The 19043-nt window shown below is 46.8% G+C and carries 16 protein-coding genes and 1 other RNA gene; 11 read left to right on the forward strand and 6 right to left on the reverse strand.

Annotated elements, in window-relative coordinates; genetic code table 11:
* Nucleotides 1-64: 64 nt before the first annotated feature.
* The 4 genes from dolP to IE070_RS04645 are packed head-to-tail and all read right to left on the reverse strand — an operon-like array spanning nt 65 to nt 3453.
* Complete coding sequence (dolP, locus tag IE070_RS04630; protein ID WP_189480965.1) at nt 65-628, reverse strand: division/outer membrane stress-associated lipid-binding lipoprotein; 564 nt, start codon at nt 626-628, stop codon at nt 65-67.
* Between the two features lies 1 nt (nt 629).
* A complete protein-coding gene (locus IE070_RS04635) occupies nt 630-1217 on the reverse strand; it encodes a D-sedoheptulose-7-phosphate isomerase (protein ID WP_189480967.1) in 588 nt (195 codons plus the stop codon).
* Nucleotides 1218-1228: 11 nt separating this feature from the next.
* Nucleotides 1229-1573, reverse strand: coding sequence for a YraN family protein (locus IE070_RS04640; protein ID WP_189480969.1), 345 nt, complete (start codon nt 1571-1573; stop codon nt 1229-1231).
* A 20-nt stretch (nt 1574-1593) separates the two neighbouring features.
* Nucleotides 1594-3453, reverse strand: coding sequence for a penicillin-binding protein activator (locus IE070_RS04645; protein WP_229796926.1), 1860 nt, complete (start codon nt 3451-3453; stop codon nt 1594-1596).
* Nucleotides 3454-3528: 75 nt separating this feature from the next.
* Between IE070_RS04645 and rsmI the strand changes: the two genes are divergently transcribed.
* Both rsmI and rnpB read left to right on the forward strand, forming a co-directional pair.
* A complete protein-coding gene (rsmI, locus tag IE070_RS04650) occupies nt 3529-4374 on the forward strand; it encodes a 16S rRNA (cytidine(1402)-2'-O)-methyltransferase (protein WP_189480973.1) in 846 nt (281 codons plus the stop codon).
* A 43-nt stretch (nt 4375-4417) separates the two neighbouring features.
* An RNA gene (gene rnpB, locus IE070_RS04655) (RNase P RNA component class A) lies at nt 4418-4790 on the forward strand.
* Between the two features lie 74 nt (nt 4791-4864).
* Here the strand turns inward: rnpB and IE070_RS04660 are convergent.
* Nucleotides 4865-7708 carry a TonB-dependent receptor gene (locus tag IE070_RS04660; RefSeq protein WP_189480975.1) on the reverse strand — a complete coding sequence of 948 codons (2844 nt, stop codon included), beginning with the start codon at nt 7706-7708 and terminating at the stop codon, nt 4865-4867.
* 185 nt (nt 7709-7893) lie between these two features.
* On the opposite strand from IE070_RS04660, the gene IE070_RS04665 reads away from it, so the two are divergent.
* Both IE070_RS04665 and IE070_RS04670 read left to right on the forward strand, forming a co-directional pair.
* The gene (locus tag IE070_RS04665; RefSeq protein WP_229796927.1) at nt 7894-9303 is read left to right on the forward strand and encodes an SH3 domain-containing protein; all 1410 of its coding nucleotides are present in this window, start codon (nt 7894-7896) and stop codon (nt 9301-9303) included.
* Between the two features lie 11 nt (nt 9304-9314).
* Complete coding sequence (locus tag IE070_RS04670; RefSeq protein ID WP_189481268.1) at nt 9315-10409, forward strand: dipeptide epimerase; 1095 nt, start codon at nt 9315-9317, stop codon at nt 10407-10409.
* Here IE070_RS04670 and IE070_RS04675 read toward each other — a convergent pair.
* The gene (locus IE070_RS04675) at nt 10406-11251 is read right to left on the reverse strand and encodes a MurR/RpiR family transcriptional regulator (protein ID WP_189480977.1); all 846 of its coding nucleotides are present in this window, start codon (nt 11249-11251) and stop codon (nt 10406-10408) included. The two genes, IE070_RS04670 and IE070_RS04675, sit on opposite strands and share 4 nt — an antisense overlap.
* A gap of 348 nt (nt 11252-11599) precedes the next feature.
* Here IE070_RS04675 and mraZ point away from each other — a divergent pair, with 348 nt between their 5' ends.
* Genes mraZ through mraY form a run of 7 tightly spaced genes read left to right on the forward strand, consistent with a single transcriptional unit; the run spans nt 11600 to nt 19040 of the window.
* Nucleotides 11600-12064 carry a division/cell wall cluster transcriptional repressor MraZ gene (gene mraZ / locus IE070_RS04680; protein WP_189480979.1) on the forward strand — a complete coding sequence of 155 codons (465 nt, stop codon included), beginning with the start codon at nt 11600-11602 and terminating at the stop codon, nt 12062-12064.
* A 1-nt stretch (nt 12065) separates the two neighbouring features.
* Nucleotides 12066-13007: a 16S rRNA (cytosine(1402)-N(4))-methyltransferase RsmH gene (gene rsmH, locus IE070_RS04685; protein WP_189480981.1), complete on the forward strand. Its 942-nt coding sequence runs from the start codon at nt 12066-12068 to the stop codon at nt 13005-13007.
* Nucleotides 13004-13312, forward strand: coding sequence for a cell division protein FtsL (gene ftsL, locus IE070_RS04690; protein ID WP_189480983.1), 309 nt, complete (start codon nt 13004-13006; stop codon nt 13310-13312). The genes rsmH and ftsL overlap by 4 nt, the downstream gene beginning before the upstream one ends.
* Nucleotides 13309-15060 carry a penicillin-binding transpeptidase domain-containing protein gene (locus tag IE070_RS04695; protein ID WP_189480985.1) on the forward strand — a complete coding sequence of 584 codons (1752 nt, stop codon included), beginning with the start codon at nt 13309-13311 and terminating at the stop codon, nt 15058-15060. The genes ftsL and IE070_RS04695 overlap by 4 nt, the downstream gene beginning before the upstream one ends.
* Nucleotides 15050-16507, forward strand: coding sequence for a UDP-N-acetylmuramoyl-L-alanyl-D-glutamate--2,6-diaminopimelate ligase (locus IE070_RS04700; protein WP_189480987.1), 1458 nt, complete (start codon nt 15050-15052; stop codon nt 16505-16507). Before IE070_RS04695 ends, IE070_RS04700 begins: the two co-directional genes overlap by 11 nt.
* The gene (locus IE070_RS04705; RefSeq protein ID WP_189480989.1) at nt 16504-17964 is read left to right on the forward strand and encodes a UDP-N-acetylmuramoyl-tripeptide--D-alanyl-D-alanine ligase; all 1461 of its coding nucleotides are present in this window, start codon (nt 16504-16506) and stop codon (nt 17962-17964) included. The genes IE070_RS04700 and IE070_RS04705 overlap by 4 nt, the downstream gene beginning before the upstream one ends.
* Nucleotides 17958-19040, forward strand: coding sequence for a phospho-N-acetylmuramoyl-pentapeptide-transferase (gene mraY / locus IE070_RS04710; protein ID WP_189480991.1), 1083 nt, complete (start codon nt 17958-17960; stop codon nt 19038-19040). The genes IE070_RS04705 and mraY overlap by 7 nt, the downstream gene beginning before the upstream one ends.
* Nucleotides 19041-19043: the final 3 nt, after the last annotated feature.

The raw sequence follows: 19043 nt of genomic DNA on the forward strand, positions 1-19043 counted from the left end.
TCTACTAATTAGGGCCGCAATAGGCGGCCCGTTATGCTGAGTATATCGATCTTATGTGTTCAGGTTAGGGGTTTTCAAATGCTTTTACTACGCGCACCACACCTTCCACATTACGCGCAATGTTAACGGCTCTGTCTGCTTCAGAACCGCCGACAATCCCCATTAAAAACACTTCAGCGTTTTCTGTAACAACTTTGATATTTAAACCACTGACTTGCTCATCAGCAAGTAATTGGCTTTTTACCTTGGTACCAATCCAACTATCCCGGGTCCGCGTGGTCATAGAGGTGTTATTGCTGATCCGGATCTGATTATGGACGGTTTTCACGCTGGGGATATCTTGCACTAACCGCTGCGCTTGTTCACGTACTTGCTCACTGCTGGTTTGCCCAGTTAATAGCACGACACCATTATAGCTGGTGACATTTAAGTTACTGCCTTTTGCCGTCATTTGATCATCACTCAAAGCACGACGCGCCTTGATCACGATGCTGTTATCATCGATTTGTGATCCTAAGGTGCGGCGATCATTGGCTGCGGTGACGGCTGATGCGCCTCCAGCAACAACGGCAGCAGCACAGCCTTGTAGTAAAACAATGGCAGCTAAAATTGCGGCGATTTTAAGCATATTAAAACTCTCCTTGCTGTGGAAACAGCGTCATATCGATCAGTTCACAAAGACAATGTAGTAAAAAGGTGTAACATTCTATAACGCGTGCTGGCCGGTGGGCCGGTACTTTTAATTCGATATCTTGTTGATTTAATAGCCCCGATAGCTCACTGCTATTATCAACTGTTAGTGCAATGACCTTCATATCGTTGGTCAGTGCGGCTTCGGTGGCACGGATCAGGCTTTGCTCTGCGCCGTTTAACGAGATCACAATTAAAATATCCGCTGCTTGGCCTAACGCTCTTACTTGCCGTGCTAGATAATCGTAGTTTTGTTGATTAATCGGTTGCAAACTGGAACTATCGGCTTGCAGCGCAAAAGCCGGTAAGCACGGGCGTTCGGTTTCAAACTGGTCCAATAATAATTGTGCAAAATGGCTGGCCAAATTGGCGCTGGCACCTTCGCCACAACAGATAACTTTGCCACCATTTATCAGGGTGTTGACGATCATCAGTGCGCTACTTTCTATCGGGCCAGCTAATGCTTCACTGGTCGCGATCATGGTTTGGATATTCTCGCTAAACAGATGTCTGATATGTTCTTGCATCCTAATTCCTGTTAACTAAAGGCATTTTGTAGCCAGTGGTATTGATAGGGTGCTTGGCCTTCTATACCTAATACATCGATGCGACAAGGTTGTTGGGTTAACCCATGGCGTTGTTGATAAAATTGCACGGCGCGCAACAGTTTTTGCTGTTTACTGCGGGTAACGGCGGCAAGGGCCCCGCCATAAGCGGTACTTGCGCGGTATTTTACCTCAACAAACACCCAGTAGTGTTGGTGTCGCATTATTAAATCAATTTCTCCGGCTTTACAGCTAAAGTTTTGCGTTACTAACTGTAACCCTTGTTGCTGCAAGTACAGCAACGCTAGGTGTTCATACTGCTTACCTTGCTCATTCATACGTGGTTTTCACCTGTCACTTATGGCTCTTGTACGGCAGTAAGACGATTATTACGATAACTGGCCCAGCTTAATTGACGGTGAATGCTGCCGTCTTGGTTCACACTCAGTCGACCAGTAAAACCAGGATAACTTAAACTGGGTAATTGCTGCTGTTGCTTTAAGCTGCCAATTAACTGATAGGCGTCGTAGCCCATGGCAAATAAGCGTTGTAGCGTCTCATCTTGATCCGGAAATAGCTGCACATATTGTGCACGTACTTGTTGAATGTGTTGTTCGTTTAATAACCACGGCGTTTCGGTGAAGGTTAAGCCGTTTAAATCGCGCAGATCATTGGCATCTCCGCCACTACTGTAACTGCGTGAACTGGCGTAGATAGGTAAACGCGGCGCGTTTTGACTCAATGATACATCAACAAAGGGTTTAAACATTCTGGTTTGAATGGGATCGGCCAATAAATAAATAGCATCAATATCCTGACGGCTATGCGCTTCACTCTCAACCTTTCCTGAAATTAAGCCTGAAATTAATCGGATCCGTTCACGGCTACTGTCGGTTTCCAGTAACTTGGTGATCAGTGCTTCCAATTCTTGCTTGGCCTCAAACTGATGGCTTTCTGGAATAGGATGACCTAATGCCTGCCATTGCTGCACAAAATGTTGTTGCATGCGCTGACTAATGCTATTGCGAGCACTGATCACAACAGGGCGTTTATAGTTTTTTTGCGCAAAGAGCTGCGCCATTTGTGCCGCTTCGTCTTCCATGTTTAGGGCAAAATAAAAACGATCGGGTTGAGTTTGCCAGCGGCTATCACGGCTGTTTAAAAACAACGTGGGATAACGCCAATCGGCTAATTGGTTTACGGCCTCTACCTGATCACGCAATAACGGGCCTATGACAAAATCAATTTGCTGTGCGGCAAGTTGTTGTTGTAATTCTGGCAGAGATTGCTGACTGTCAATAAAAATAAGTTGTCGTTGGCTATTTTGTTCATTAGTGGCGGCAGCCAGTAAGCCATATTGAATGGCTTTAGCATGCTGCTGAAATTGCCCAGCTAAAGGTAAAAGCACTGCGATACGTTGTGGCTGATAGGGTTTTAGCGCCAATTGTTGTTGCAATGACAACGGAAATTGCGCCAGCTTTGGCAAATCAACATAACGTTGCTGCCATTCAGCCAATGCAAAATTTAACTGCTCTGGTGCGCCTAAATAGCTACGTACAATATCTAATAAGGCAAGCCAGCCCAAGGTACGTTGGCCGGCACCCACTTTTAAGTTGGTGAGTTCTGCATGACTGATCGCGCTTAATTGTTGCCATAATGCGTCGTGTAACTCGGGAAAGGTCGCAGTAACGTTATTGGTTCGGCTTTGCAGTGCATCTAATTGCAAAAGTGCACGTGCAGCAGGATAGGCGCGTTGTTGTTGTTGATAGAGTTGTGCGCTGGTCCATAAAAACAAGGGTTGATCAGCAGCGGGGATCTGCGACAGCGTGGTTTGTTGAATGAGCTGCTCGGCCAAAGCCAGTTCTTTGTGTTGAACATAAGCTTGCAATAACAGCACCAGATTGCGCTGACGAATTAACGTGGATTCGCTTTGGCGTAGGGTATCGGTAATGGCTAGGGCCAAGGTGCTGTTTTGTTCTTGCAAGGCGGCTGCAGCAGCCTTAAGTAACTGTATTTGCTGCGCTTCACCTTGAAATTGGCGTGCGTTGAGATACAGCGATTCGGCATCCTGTACTATGGGCTCAACCGGCTTGCTGGGCGTTAGCGTTGTGGGCGCTGGCGTCAATGTCGTCGTCGGTGTTACCGGCGTTTGTGCGCAACTGCTTAGCAGCGTCGCAGCGGTAACAAGAAATAGTGGCTTAAGTTTGCTGGTTTTCACAATGCACAGTACCATAGAGTTTGAATGGTGTTATCTTACTGACACTACCCGTTAAGCTCAAATAAATAGCGAAATATGACCAAACAAATCGGTTCTTTATATGTTGTGGCAACGCCAATTGGCAATTTAGCCGACATTAGCCAACGCGCCATTAGCACGTTAACGCAGGTTAGCTGTATCGCAGCTGAAGATACGCGACACAGTGGTAAACTTTTACAGCATCTGGGTATTAGTAATCGATTGTTGGCGCTACATGATCATAATGAAAAACAGCGTGCCGCCAGTATTATTGAAAAATGCTTGGCGGGCGAGAACGTAGCGCTTATTTCAGATGCGGGTACGCCGCTGATTAGTGATCCTGGCTATAGCTTAGTGCGATTATGCCGCGAAGCCGGTGTACCGGTAGTGCCTATCCCTGGGCCTTGTGCGTTAATTACCGCCTTATGTGCCGCAGGTTTGCCAACCGATAAATTCCAATTTATCGGTTTTTTAGCCGCCAAATCTAGCCAGCGGCAAACCCAGCTGGCAGCAGTGCCTGATAACGCTGGTACCATAATTTGTTATGATACCGCGCGGCGTATTTTAGATACCTTGCAAGATGTCGTCGCCGTATTTGGTGCGGAACGGCAATTAGTGTTAGCAAAAGAACTCACCAAAACCTTTGAGCATTTTGCCTTTGGTACAGCGGCGGATATCACCTTGTGGTTGACTGAAGATCCACAACGTTGCCAAGGTGAGATGGTGTTGATGATTGCCCCTGCGCCGGCCAAAGCCGATGAAGCGATAGGCGAAGCGGTGCAGCGTACCTTAAAGATCCTGTTGGCAGAGTTACCGCTAAAACAAGCCGCGGCCTTAACGGCGCAAATTCATGATGAAAAGAAAAATGCGCTTTATCAATTGGCGTTGAGTTGGCAACACTGATTAAGGTTAGCCAGCGTCGTTTTTCTCACGTATAATCCGTCGCGGAGTTAGCCAAGGCAATCGCTGCTTGCGCAAGCAAGGGGAGGAAAGTCCGGGCTCCACAGGGCAGGGTGCCAGGTAACGCCTGGGAGGCGCGAGCCTACGACTAGTGCAACAGAGAGCAAACCGCCGATGGCCCGTTCGTAAGTTCGGGATCAGGTAAGGGTGAAAGGGTGCGGTAAGAGCGCACCGCGCGGCTGGTAACAGTTCGTGGCACGGTAAACTCCACCCGGAGCAAGATCAAATAGGCCCCCTTTGGCGCGGCCCGCGTTGGGGGCGGGTAGATTGCTTGAGGCTTAAGGTGACTTAAGTCCTAGAGGAATGATTGCTACTCTGGCAACAGAGCACAAAACCCGGCTTATCGGCCAACTCCACTCTTTCTGGAATGTTCCTAATAAAAACCCCCGCATGTAGCGGGGGTTTTTATTGGGCGGTAGTCTCTTAAATGGGATTACAAAAACTTGTATTCCAGCAATAAGGTGTAAGCGCGACCCCGTGGATCGGCAATGCGCGGTTCCCACGCAGCGCCTGCAGCAAAGTCGTTTTGATGTGCAGTAAATGGCGGATCTTCGTCAAAGATATTTTTAATACCAAAGGTAAAGGTTACATCTTTAATTCCGGCGTAGCTCATACTGTAATTGTAGGTTGTATAACTACTGACATCAGGATTCCAATTGGCTGGAATATAGCTGCCATTACGCACGCTTACCGGTAACTCGTCTTTGTAGCCATCACGATACATTTGGCTGAAGGTATGGCTCCAATCGCCTTTCACATAACTGAGGTTTAACGTGTGTTTCCACTTTATCGGCAAGTTAAAGTAGCGCACATACTCACCTACCAAGTTTCCACTGTAGGGCAGCGTTTCCAAACCTTTTGATTTAAAACTATCGATATAGCTGCCATTCATATTTAAGCGCCATTTGCCATTGGCAAAGTCACCACTGAGGTTGGCATCCACTTCAATCCCACTGGTTAAGGTACCGCCTGAGTTAATGAAACGGCGGTCAATAGCAACGACCTGACCCGTGCTATCACGTAGCCAATTTGCTTGAAAGACATCGTAATTAGCAATTAACACATCACGGGGGGCTGAGCGGATAGTATCTGTACGCTCAATTTCCCACCAATCAACACTGATATTAAAATTGTCGTAGGGGGCAGCAACAAAGCCTATGCTTTTTTGTTCAGACTCTTCGGCTTTAAGATCCTCTTTACCCCCAAAGATTTCAACTGGGCGAATAGAGGCACAGCCGGCAATGGTTTCACTAGCTACACCGCTAGGACAGGTTGCAGGATCGGCTAAGTCTAAGCCGGTGTACTGTGATTCAGTGTTCCCATTAAAAAGTTGGTTAAACGACGGTACTTTAAACCCTGTGCTGTACGCGCCGCGTACTAAAAATCCTTCAATAGGTCGCCAAGTAAAACCAACTTTAGGATTTGTGGTACTGCCAAAGCCATCATATTTGTCATAACGACCTGCCAAACTAATATCTAAACTGTCTAGAATGGGTAAATACAGTTCAGCAAATACCGCTTTAATATCGCGGCTTACTTTATCTAATACGTTAGCATTATCGAACGGCGCATTAAAAATCGCCCGCATTTCAGCACGTTCGTCACCATTAAATTTAAATTCTTCGCGGCGTAAGTCAGCACCAATGGCGGCTTGAATTTCGCCACCAGGTAAGGCAAACCCCACTTCTCCACTGAAGGTCGCATCAAGCTGAGTCATGATAGACTCACCGCCATACAGTTTTACACCAGTGGCTGAAGCAGCATTAAGTGCGGCGATACCGGCAGCAGATTGGCTTTGTCCTGGTAATAAAAAGGGGTTAATTAAGCCACTGCCTAATACTTGCTGCAGCGCATCTTGATAATGATAGCCATTACCCAAGATTGAATCTGATTCACTGGATGCCCGAGACAGGCCCGCCGTGTAGTCCCAATCAATACCGCTGATAATGCCTTCAAATGCCGCCATTAAACGGTATGAGGTGGTTTCCGTATCGATTTGTCTTTCACCACACGCCATACAACGCCAGCGATAGGCAATACGTTGGCCATAGTTTAATTGGCTAGCACCAAAGTAACTGGCCAGTGCATTGTAGATGCGATCATAAGACTCACCAGTACTTGGATACCACGTATTTGGTCCAAATACGTTACCAGGTGATATTTGGTTAGGTTCAAAGGCTTTGCTAACATCAACTTTAGAGGCGACCAATTCTAAATAAGCCGTATGATTTTCGTTAAGTTTAAATGATGCGCGGCTGATCAAATCAACACTTTCTTGAGGCTGCTGAATGCGAGCAGCGGCTGGGTAATCCCAAGCACAGGCATAACGTGATGATTCTGAACTCCAAAGCCGTTGATCATAAGGGCCCATCATATCGCCACCACTGGCGCAGCCTGCTGCCCCAGGTAAATCCAGAATATTAATAGCAATAACTGATTGGCCATCACGGGGATCGCGTAATCCCGTGCCAATTAAATTGCTTTGGCTGGCCGGGCGGTTAAATACTGTTGCAAAGGGGGTGCCGCGAGTATCGGGTGATAAGCCACGTTCAGGTTGAAAGGTATTCGAAAACGCACGATCAGTGCCATTTAACGTGGCATTGCGTTTATACGATAGCGTGCCAAAGATATTCCAACCATCAGTATCGATATCTCCCGCACCAAGTAGTAAGTTGGTACGGTAAATATTACCACCGCCCGCTTCTGTTACATCGGTAAAAGCTGACGCTTCACCACCGGTGTAATCTTTTTTGGTAATAAAGTTAATTACCCCGCCAATCGCATCCGTTCCATACATGGCGGATGCACCATCGCGTAATACCTCTACCCGTTCTAGCGCAGCAAATGGGATTGAATTTAAATCGACTGCACGACCTTTTAAACCATGTGTGGCAACACGCCGTCCATTTAACAAGACTAAGGTCGCATCGGCACCTTGGCCGCGTAAATTTGCCCCTGATACGCCATTATTGCCTCGTTGCTCTTCTGACACGATGCCACCATTACTGGCGAGGTTGTCTGATGCGTTACCGGCAATGTTTAGTTGCATTAACAATTGCTCGGCTGAGGTGATACCCTGCGCATCGATTTGGGCTTTACTGAACACGGTCAGTGGCAGAGAGCCTTCAATGTTCGTTCTTTTAATATTGGTACCGGTAACTCGGATGCGTTCAACGTTGGCACCCTCCGCGTCCGGCAGCGCAGTTTCTTGTGCGATTACTGCGCTTGAGCCCAAGCCGGCAAGGGCAATGGACTGAATTAGCCTGTTCAACTTCATTGCGTTCTCTCCTGGATATGTCACCCTTTATAATTATTTCTCGCTTACGCTGCCCAGTTGAGGCGCGTTGTGCAGGGGTGTTGAATTTCTGCACAAAATTAACATAGCAATCTTTTATTGGTTTTGAAAATAATTTATGCTAAAAAATAATAATATTTGGAATATTTCATTCCGCGGAGTCGGTTTTGCTAACAGCCCTACCTGTACGTACCTATAATCACACCGGTCGATTGTTGATCTTTTGGCTATGCTATTGCTGTGTTGTGTTTAAAGCCGATGCTGAACCCTGGCAGTCAGATATTCCGTTATTAACGGTCGAGCACCTGCAGGTGGAGTATTGGTTGCAACGCTTGCCGCAGGCAAAGACCGTGCTACTGACGCCCGAACAAATTGCTGAACGGAATAACGATACCTTCGCATTACAGCCAGAAATGCGTGAAATAGCAGCAATACCTTTGCAACTTAGCCGAGCTGAATTAACGGCACGTATCCAGCAGGTGAGTGGCATACCCACCTCACCGCGTTTTTTAGCCGATGGTTCACCGGTGAGTGCGGCACAATGGGCTTCTATACAACAGCAGTTAAATAGTGCGGGCATTCAGGCACAAAATCCTACACGGTTTGCCTTAGTAACCCAACGTGCACTGATGTTAGCGATGCCAACTGAGTTACGCGTATTTAACGATGCGATGGCGTTAGATTTAAATCGATTACAAGAAACGGCCGTTTTTGTGGGTGAGCCCGTTGCGGTATTGCATCAAAGCACCGACGCACAATGGTTGTTAGTGCAAAATTACCATTACACGGGGTGGGTGAAGGCTGAGGCACTTGCGCTAGGTACGCGTAAGCAAGTATTAGACTATGCGAATCGTGAGCCGTTTTTAGTGATCACAGGCGCGAAAGCCATCACAAATTATGTGCCGCAACTGCCAGCAATTTCTGAGTTACAACTGGATATGGGCGTTCGTTTACCCCAGTTACATCCAGCACAGGTTGGGCACAATATTCACGGCCAAAATCCGCATAGCAGTATTATAGTGGAATTGCCGACGCGTGATGCCAATGGTCTATTACAGTTTACTCCAGCGTTGATTGCCCGTAATCAAGATGTACATCAAGGTTACTTGCCGTATACAACGGAACACGTATTGCGCCAGGCATTTAAATATTTGGGCCAGCGTTATGGCTGGGGATATGATTATAACAGTGTTGATTGCACCGGTTTTTTAGTTGATGTGTTTCGCACTTTTGGCTTATTGATGCCACGTAACTCTGGGCAACAGGGGTATGGCGCTTTTGGCCAGAATACTCGGTTTGCAGAACATGCTCCCCATGCCGAAAAATTAGCCGCGCTTCGCCACGCACAGCCCGGCGATTTTATTTATCGGCCTGGCCATGTGATGTTGTATTTAGGCGAAAGTCACGGTGAGCCCTTTGTTATTCACGCTGTTTTTGATTTAGCGTATTTTACTCAACAAGGTGCGTTTTATCGTGGTGTATTAAATAGTGTGGCGGTGACGCCATTAACACCCTTGTATCTCACGCCAGAGCAGAGCTATCTCGATCGGCTTTATGCTATTAAATCGTTGCGTTAACTGAGGTTATGATGAAAATTACCGATATCCGCTTAGGGATGCTCAAGGTGCCGCTTAAAACACCTTTTAAAACCGCGTTACGCACCGTAAATGAAATTGAAGATGTGATTGTGATCGTTGAAACCGATACCGGCCACCAAGGTTATGGTGAAGCGCCGGCCACCGCAGTGATCACTGGCGATATTCACGGTTCGATCATAGAAGCTATTCGCACTGTTATTAAGCCAAAGTTACTGGGGCAAGATATTAGCGATTTGAACCATATCATCCGCATGATCCAAAATTGCATTATGAAAAACTACAGTGCAAAAGCGGCAGTTGAAATGGCTGTGTATGATCTTTTTGCACAGCAATATGGGGCGCCCTTGTATAAGGTTTTAGGCGGCGGCGTACCCAAGTTAACAACTGATATCACGATCAGTGTCGATTACATCGATAAGATGGTTGCAGACTCATTAGATGCGGTTGCCCGTGGCTTCGAAACCTTAAAAGTAAAAGTGGGTAAAGATATTGGGGTCGATATTGAGCGTGTTAAAGCCATTTATCATGCCGTTGCGGGTAAAGCGTTAATTCGGTTAGATGCTAATCAGGGCTGGACAGCTAAAGAGGCGGTATATGCCTTACACAAATTAGAAGATGCCGGTGTGCGGCTAGAATTAGTAGAACAACCCGTTAAATATTACGATTTAGAGGGGCTTAAGTATATTACAGAGCGTGTGCATACCCCCGTTATGGCCGATGAAAGTAGTTTTGGGCCACGAGAAGTCATAGAGCTTATTAAGATGCGGGCTGCCGATATTATAAATATTAAATTGATGAAAACGGGAGGGATTTCAAATGCAATTAAGATTGCGGATATCTGCTCGTTTTACGATATGCAATGCATGATAGGTTGTATGTTAGAGTCGAGTATCAGTGTTGCGGCGGCGGTGCATGTGGCAGTAGCCAAAGCGGATGTGATAACGAAGATTGATTTAGATGGTCCCTCTTTATGTGCGTTTAATCCGGTTACTAGCAGCGTTACTTTTAATGAAGCGGATATCACCATTGGCGATGCGCCAGGTTTAGGCATAACCCATATCGCTGGTTTGAAAATGTTGCCTTAGTTTTTTTCTAAGCGCGCCAGCAGTGGCGCAAGCTCACTAAGGTGCTGCTGGTTGACCGAACGCTGGCTTAAGTATAAATACAACAGATGACAGAGATGCTGTTGCGCTTGCTGGGTCATCACGTGTTGGAACGGGGTATTGGCTTCGCTTCCCAGTGTAAATAACCTGATATCAGCCGCAGCGCTTTGGGCATTACTTTGAAATTGCGTTAACGAAATAATGTGTAATTGACGTTGTTTGGCAAAGTGCTCCAACCGCAACATATCGGCGTTCTGGCCACAGTCTGAAATCAGCATTACCACACTTTCTTTACCCAAGGTGCGGCTCAGTTGCAAACACAGAGCGGGATCGGTGTGATGCAGCGCAAGTTTACCAAGCTCCAACAAGCGGCATTGCATATCCAGCGCTACAATGGCTGAGTGGCCGCTACCTGCCACTAAGATTTTATCGGCTTGATCTAATAACTGCGCGGCGTGTTTTAAGGTACTTTCGGCATTTACGTTCATCAAGTTACGTAAACTTTGCACCATATTTTGTTGCAGTAGCTCGGCGAGTTGCGCCATGCTACCTTCTTCGCGTGATGAATCGGGGTGTTCTCGTTGCAAGGTCGTGGCGGTAACTAATGCCTCGGTAATGGCCAGCTTTAAATCAGGGTAACCTTTATACCCTAACTTTTGACAAAACTTTACCACACTCGATTGACTTATCCCGACGGCATCGGCCAGCTGTTGTGACGAGTAATCCCGCAGTAAATGTGAATTATCTAAAATAAAATCAGCCAGTTTCCGCTCACTTGCCGACAGCTGATCCAACATTCCTTTAATTTTCAACAGACTGAGCATTGCGTTGACCTTGTATATGCGAAGCGTCGATCAATATTGAATAATTTATTCCAAGATAGCAAGTACGATAGTCGGCTGGGTTTGCTTACACAAGCAAAAACGAATTTGCTACCAAAATCATCCACTTCGCTAGAACGCGTATTTTATAAGGATCTTATTCGATCTTTGCCCTTGTTTTTACCTTGACAGTAGTAGAAGTGGCACCCTAAACTGTCTAGTTGTGGGGATAAGTGGGTAATTGTGGATCATTTTGGCGAAGTAGTGGTGATAGTGGTAACACCGACACCTTTTTTGCGTCTCTGATGTTTCACCAACGCAAGACAAACACTTGATATAGGCAAATTAGCGATGTTTCGTGGATCATTTACGCTGACATTAGATGAAAAAGGCCGGTTAGCGCTTCCAGCGCGTTACCGTGAACGCCTTTTGTCTGAATGTCAGGGACAAATGATTTGCACTATCGATTTGCATGATCCCTGTTTATTACTGTTTCCGCTGGCAGAGTGGGAAGAAATAGAAGAAAAGTTAAAGTCTCTGTCTAGCTTAAACCCTCAGGAGCGCCGCTTGCAGCGTGTGTTACTGGGTAATGCCACCGATTGCGAGATGGATAAGAGTAGCCGTATTTTATTACCGGCATCGTTACGCCAGCATGCAGGTCTAACGAAAAACGTCCGATTGGTGGGTCAATTGAATAAATTTGAGATCTGGGATGAAGCCGCTTGGCAGGCGCGTCTCTCCGCTGATATAGAGCTGGAGCAAGCGCAAGCCGGTACGGTGGAATTATCAGAACGCTTACAGGATTTTGTACTGTAAAATGACAACCAGTTCACATATCTCGGTACTGCTGGCTGAAACGTTAGCAGGCTTGGCAATCAAGGCTGATGGCATCTATGTTGATGGCACCTTCGGCCGTGGCGGTCATAGCCGAGAAATTTTACAACAACTCGGCTCGACAGGCCGATTGTACGCGATTGATCGCGATCCCTCCGCCATTGCTGCTGCAGCCCCACTGCTCGCCGATGCGCGTTTTCATATCACTCATAGCCCCTTTGCCGCCCTGGCAAAAATTGCTGAAGATCAAGCTATTTTCGGTAAAATTGACGGTATATTATTAGATCTTGGCGTATCTTCGCCGCAGCTAGATGAAGCAGAACGCGGCTTTAGCTTCATGCGTGATGGTCCTTTAGATATGCGGATGGATCCCACAAGCGGTTTATCGGCGGCGGCTTGGTTAGCCACTGCGGATGTTGAGGATATCACCTTTGTGCTGCGCGAGTATGGTGAAGAAAAATTTGCTTGGCGCATTGCCAATGCCATTGTCGCGCATCGTGTGGAACACCCATTAACCCGAACCTCTGAATTGGCTAATTTAATTAGTCAGGTCGTGCCTAAAAGCGCTAAAGAAAAAAAACATCCCGCAACACGGAGTTTTCAAGCGATTCGGATCTACGTTAACAGCGAATTAGAGCAAGTTAACCTTGCGCTACAAGGTGCGATGGCAGCATTAAAACCGGGTGGACGCTTATGTGTTATTAGTTTTCATTCTTTAGAAGATCGCTTAGTAAAACAGTTTATGCGGCGTCATTCCAAAGCAGAGCCGGTACCAAGGGGCATGCCATTAACCGATGCACAGCTTTATAAAGCGATTCCTTTGCAATTGATTGGCAAAGCCATCATGCCATCTGATACGGAGTTAGCGGCAAATCCGCGTGCCCGCAGTGCGGTATTACGTATTGCTCAGAGGCAGGCAACATGAAACAAATGCAGCTGATAAAAATTATTGGGCAAGAGCTACGCCAGCGCAAACTGGTGATTTTGCTGTTGTTGGCCTGTATTTTTTCAGCCTTGGCTGTAGTGCAAATGTCGCATCTAAATCGTCAGCTAACGATTCAGCAAGAGGTAAATTACCAACAGCGTGATCAACTTGATACGGAATGGCGCAATTTATTATTAGAACAGCGCGCCTTGGCAGAACACAGTCGGGTTGAAGAAATCGCACGACGCCAATTAAACATGCAGCGGCCTACCGGCAAGTTGGATGTGATGGTGCAGTTACCATGAAACGTCCTGCTGCGAAGTCTCAAGCAAAAACCAATAAGCACCCAGCCGTACTTGGCTGGCGTTTTGCTTTTGTCATGATCAGTATTAGCGCGGTGTTTGTGGCGTTAGTGGCGCGTGCGGCTTGGTTGCAAGTCGTAGAGCCCGATATGTTAGTCACCCAAGGCGATTTGCGCACCTTACGGGTCGAGTCAGACAAAGTGATGCGAGGCATGATTTTAGATCGTCATGGCGAAGCACTGGCCGTGAGTGTGCCGGTAGAAGCCATTTGGGCTGATCCTAAAGAAGTGATTGAGCGCAATGCCAGTGCTGATGAGCGTCGTTGGCATGCCTTGGCTGAAATTCTTCAGTTGTCACCGCAGCAGCTGTCTGGTCGTATTGGCGATAATCCACAACGTCGTTTTGTCTATTTGCAGCGTCAAGTTAATCCTGCTGTAGTCGATTATGTGCGTAAGCTTAAAGTTCCAGGTATTCACTTTCGGCAGGAATCGCGGCGTTATTATCCTGCAGGTGAAGTCGCTGCGCAGTTAATCGGCTTTACTAATGTTGATGATGTGGGCGTAGAGGGCTTAGAAAAGCGTTATGACGACTTACTGACAGGTACTGCTGGTCGTAAAGTCTTCCGTAAGGATGCCAAAGGCCGCGAAATTGAAGTGCTAGAGCGCGAGCAGTCACAAGAGCCCGCCAATATTGAATTAAGCATTGATCAGCGTATTCAAGCTGTTGCGTATCGGGAATTGAAAAAGGCCGTCTTGTCTAATGGCGCCGCGTCGGGTTCAGCAGTGGTAATTGATGTCTACACTGGCGAAATTTTAGCGATGGTAAATAGCCCGTCATTTAACCCCAATAATCGGCGCAATACGCCGGTACACCGTTTTCGTAACCGTGCTATTACCGATACGTTTGAGCCAGGCTCTACCATGAAACCCCTTGCGGTACTCAGTGCTTTAGAATTTGGCACGGCTAATTTGGATACGGTAGTAAACGTAAGCCCCGGTTTTATGAGGATAGGGGGAAGCTGGGTACGGGATCCTAATAACTACGGTAGTTTAAGCTTATCGGGCATTATTCAAAAATCGAGCAACATGGGTGTGGCGCGGTTAGTGTTAGAGGTGCCACATCAGCATGTTATTGGTACTTATCATAACATGGGGTTAGGACAGGAATCTGGTACCGACATCATCGGCGAAAGCACCGGTATGTTCAGTTTTCGTCAGCGCTGGTCGGATTTTGAGCGAGCAACTTACTCTTATGGCTATGGCTTATCGGTAACGGCAGTCCAATTAGCGCGAGCTTATGCCACCATCGCCAACGGGGGCATTAATCGCCCTCTGACGATTTTGAAAACCCGTGAACCAGAACCGGGTGAGCGCGCGCTAAAAGAAGAATATGCGCTCGCCATGTTAGAAATGATGGAAGCCAGTATCGCGCCAGGGGGCACAGCAACACGGGCGCAAATTCCCGGTTATCGTGTTGGTGGTAAAACAGGTACGGCACGTAAAGCGGTAGCAGGTGGCTATGGTGATGATTATATCGCTTCTTTTGCGGGAGTAGGCCCCATTAGTAATCCGCGTTTAGCCTGTGTTGTGGTGATTAACGAACCTGCTGGCGATTTTTACCACGGTGGTGAAATTGCTGCGCCGGTGTTTGCCAATATTATGGGTGCGGCGATGCAGTTGTTGAATTTACCCCCCGATGCGCAAACCCTACCACGTATTACGGCTGTAAAGGGAGGTCAGAATGCTGGTTAATAGTTTACATTGGTTGGGACAGATCGTGGGCGATGTGCCCAGTGTGTTACTTAATCATTTACGTATTGATAGCCGACTTGTCAGCCAGGGTGATGTGTTTATTGCGTTGCCCGGCAGTAAAACAGATGGCAACTTATATATTCAACAAGCGCTAGAAAGTGGCGCGGCCTTGGTGCTCACTAGTACAGGAACTTTTGCGGATAAACGGGTTTTGGTATTGCCACGTTTAGCTGAATTGTTACCTGAATTAGCCGCCAGTTTTTATGGTAAGCCACAACAGCATCTTTTATTAGTCGGTGTGACAGGCACTAATGGTAAGTCATCCGTTACCAGTTTTATTGCACAATTAGCGGAGCAACTGGGTGTTAAAAGTGCGGTGGTGGGTACGCTAGGCTATGGCGCATGGCAGCATTTAACGCCACTTAATAACACAACTCCTCATTTTATTGACTTACAACGTATTTTTGCTGAGTTTGTCGCCAGCGGTGTGCGATTAGTCGCGATGGAAGTGTCTTCGCACGCACTGGTGCAGCAACGTGTGGCTGGATTGCATTTTGCTGCGGCCGTTTTTACCAATTTAAGCCGTGATCATCTAGATTATCATGGCAGCATGCAAGCGTATGCGGAGGCAAAAGCGCAGCTTTTTGTTCCAGAGCAAAGTACGCTTGCGGTCATTAATGTGTCTGATGATACGGGTTATGCTTACGCCAAAAGTTGCCAAGTCCCTGTATATCCCTATGGTTTGACAGAGGATTGTGCGCAGTTTACACATGCACTGAGTTATCAAGATAGTGCGCCAAAGCAGGCAACTACGCATTGTCAGGTTAGTTATGATGGACAAAGTTTTGCTTTGCAGTTAGGGCTGCTAGGTGAGTTTAATGTGCAAAATGCGTTGGCGGCAATTAGCTGCTTACACGCATTAGGGCAACCCTTACCCTTATTAATTCAAGCAGCAGCGTCATTAAAACCGGTTGCTGGGCGTATGGAGCAATATACGTTAAAAACCGGTGTTACCATTGTAGTAGATTATGCGCATACGCCAGATGCACTAAAACAAACGTTGTTAGCATTACGCGCACATTGTGCCAATCATTTACGTTGTGTTTTTGGTTGTGGCGGGGATCGCGATAAAGGTAAGCGACCGCTAATGGGGCAAATCGCTGAACAATTAGCTGATCATGTTATTTTAACCTCAGACAATCCCCGTACTGAAGATCCTTTGAGCATCTTGCAAGATATCGCTGCCGGCATGCATCCACAAGGTAATTACACGCTAGAACCCGATCGCCGTTTAGCCATTAAATTAGCGCTGATTGAAGCGCAAAGTGGCGATATTATTTTAGTGGCTGGTAAAGGGCATGAGACTGAGCAAATTATCGGTACTACCGCGCATGTTTATGATGAGCGCGCTTATGTTCAGCAGCTCGTGGCGGAGATGGAATCATGATTCGGCTGCGCCTTTCTGATATTGCGGCATTGCTCAAGGCGCCATGGTATGGCGAAGATGTCGCTATTGATACGGTGAGTACCGACAGTCGTACGTTAGGCGGTGCGGCGTTATTTATTGCGCTCAAAGGTGCACATTTTGATGCGCACCAGTTTTTAGCGGACGTTGCCAGTAAAGGGGCGATTGCATTCATCTGTAGTGAAATTCCGTCTCCGGGATTGAACGTTCCCTATATTTTAGTCCCTGATACGCGTATAGCGTTGGGCCAATTAGCGGCTGCGTTAAAGCATAAGTTAGCGCCCAAAACCGTTGCTATTACGGGAAGTGCGGGTAAAACGACAGTAAAAGAAATGTTGTATGCCATATTGTCTGTTGGAACGCGAGCGGAAAACGCCCTTTCGTCCTTACCGCTTAACACGCCTAATACAACAACTTCTGCTGCCGTATTAGCCACCGCCGGTAACTTTAATAATGATATCGGGGTGCCATTAACCTTACTCCGGCTAACGGAGCAACATCGTTATGCGGTGATTGAATTAGGCGCTAATCATCATGGTGAAATTGCTTACACCACGGAATTAGTTAAACCTGATGTTGCGCTGATCACCAATGCTGCCGCGTCTCATTTGGCGGGGTTTGGTGATGTAGCGGGCGTGGCACGAGCTAAAGCAGAGATTTACCAGGGGTTGAGTGCTGCAGGTATGGCGGTGGTATCACTTGATAGCGAATACAGTGAATACTGGTTAACGTTAGTGCAGTCTCAGCCGCTGATGACATTTAGCTTAAGTAATCCACAGGCCGATTGTTATGCCAGCGCGATTCAGTTAAATGCGCAAGGGTGTGCTCAGTTTATATTGCATAGCCCCGCAGGTGACCAGCCTATCTCCCTGAATGTACCTGGACGTCATAATGTGGCGAATGCGTTAGCCGCAGCCAGCGCTGCTTTGGCATTAGGGATCAGTTTAGCTCAAGTGCAACAGGGGTTAGCAACGATGTCAGCGGTTAAAGGCCGCACGAATCTATTGCAGGTAAGTCCCCATCTTAAGATTATTGATGATACCTACAATGCCAATGTGGAATCGGTTAAAGCCGCGATTGATTTGTTAGCAAGCTATGCGGGGTTTCGAGCGTTACTGTTGGGCGATATGGGTGAGTTAGGCGCGGATGCGCGTTTATATCACGAAGAAATCGGTAATTACGCAAAAAATTCCGGTATTAATCTATTGTTCACCGTGGGCGTGTTATCACAGCACGCCAGTGATGTCTTCGCCGATCAGACCAGCAAAACATCGAGTGCACACTTTAGTCAACGGCAAGCGCTTATCACCCAGTTAATGCCAATAATCTCAGCTCAGCAAGACGTCACTCTCCTGGTAAAAGGTTCGCGCAGTGCGAAAATGGAATTAGTTGTACAAGACTTGCTAGAACGTTGTCAGCAGGAGACAAGCTCATGTTAGTGTGGTTAGCGGAATACTTAACCCAATATATTAGTGCCTTTAACGTGTTTAGTTATTTAACGTTTAGAGCCATATTGGGTGTATTAACATCGTTATTGTTAAGCTTGTATTTCGGCCCTAAATTAATTGCGGCGCTGCAGCGCATGCAAATTGGTCAAGTTGTGCGGAACGATGGCCCTGAAAGTCACTTTTCTAAAAAAGGCACGCCCACCATGGGTGGCTTGTTGATTTTAGCGTCGGTAGTGGTATCAACGTTGTTGTGGGCAAACCTGAGCAATAAATACATTTGGGTTGTGTTATTTGTTCTAGTGAGTTTTGGTGCTATTGGCTTTGTAGACGATTACCGTAAAGTCATTCGAAAAGATCCACGGGGTTTAATTGCGCGCTGGAAGTATTTTTGGCAATCGGTTTTTGCCATTTTAACGGCGTTCTTTCTCTACGCGACGGCTGAACGCCCTGCAGAAACCGCCTTAGTGATTCCATTTGTAAAAGATGTTATGCCACAACTCGGGTTGTTGTTTATTGCATTAAGTTACTTTGTGATTGTTGGTACCAGTAACGCAGTGAACTTAACCGATGGTTTGGATGGATTAGCTATCGTTCCCACCATTATGGTTGCAGCGGCGTTTGCCATTATTGCGTACGCCAGCGGTAACGTTAACTTTGCAAATTATCTTAACATTCCTTTTTTACCTTACTCAGGCGAGTTAGTGGTGTTTTGTGCCGCATTAATTGGGGCGGGTTTAGGTTTCTTGTGGTTTAACACCTATCCCGCTTTAGTCTTTATGGGCGATGTCGGTTCATTAGCGTTAGGCGCGGTGCTAGGCGTTATCGCCATTTTAGTTCGCCAAGAAATCGTTTTATTTATTATGGGCGGTATCTTTGTGATGGAAACCTTATCGGTCATTTTACAGGTAGGGTCTTACAAGCTACGTAAACAACGCATTTTTCGAATGGCACCCATTCACCATCATTACGAATTAAAAGGCTGGCCAGAGCCGCGCGTGATTGTGCGATTCTGGATTTTATCCATTATTTTTGTGCTGGTGGGTTTAGCCACCCTTAAACTGAGATAGCAT

It is taken from the genome of Alishewanella tabrizica (assembly GCF_014652375.1).
Taxonomy (GTDB): Bacteria; Pseudomonadota; Gammaproteobacteria; order Enterobacterales; family Alteromonadaceae; genus Alishewanella; species Alishewanella tabrizica.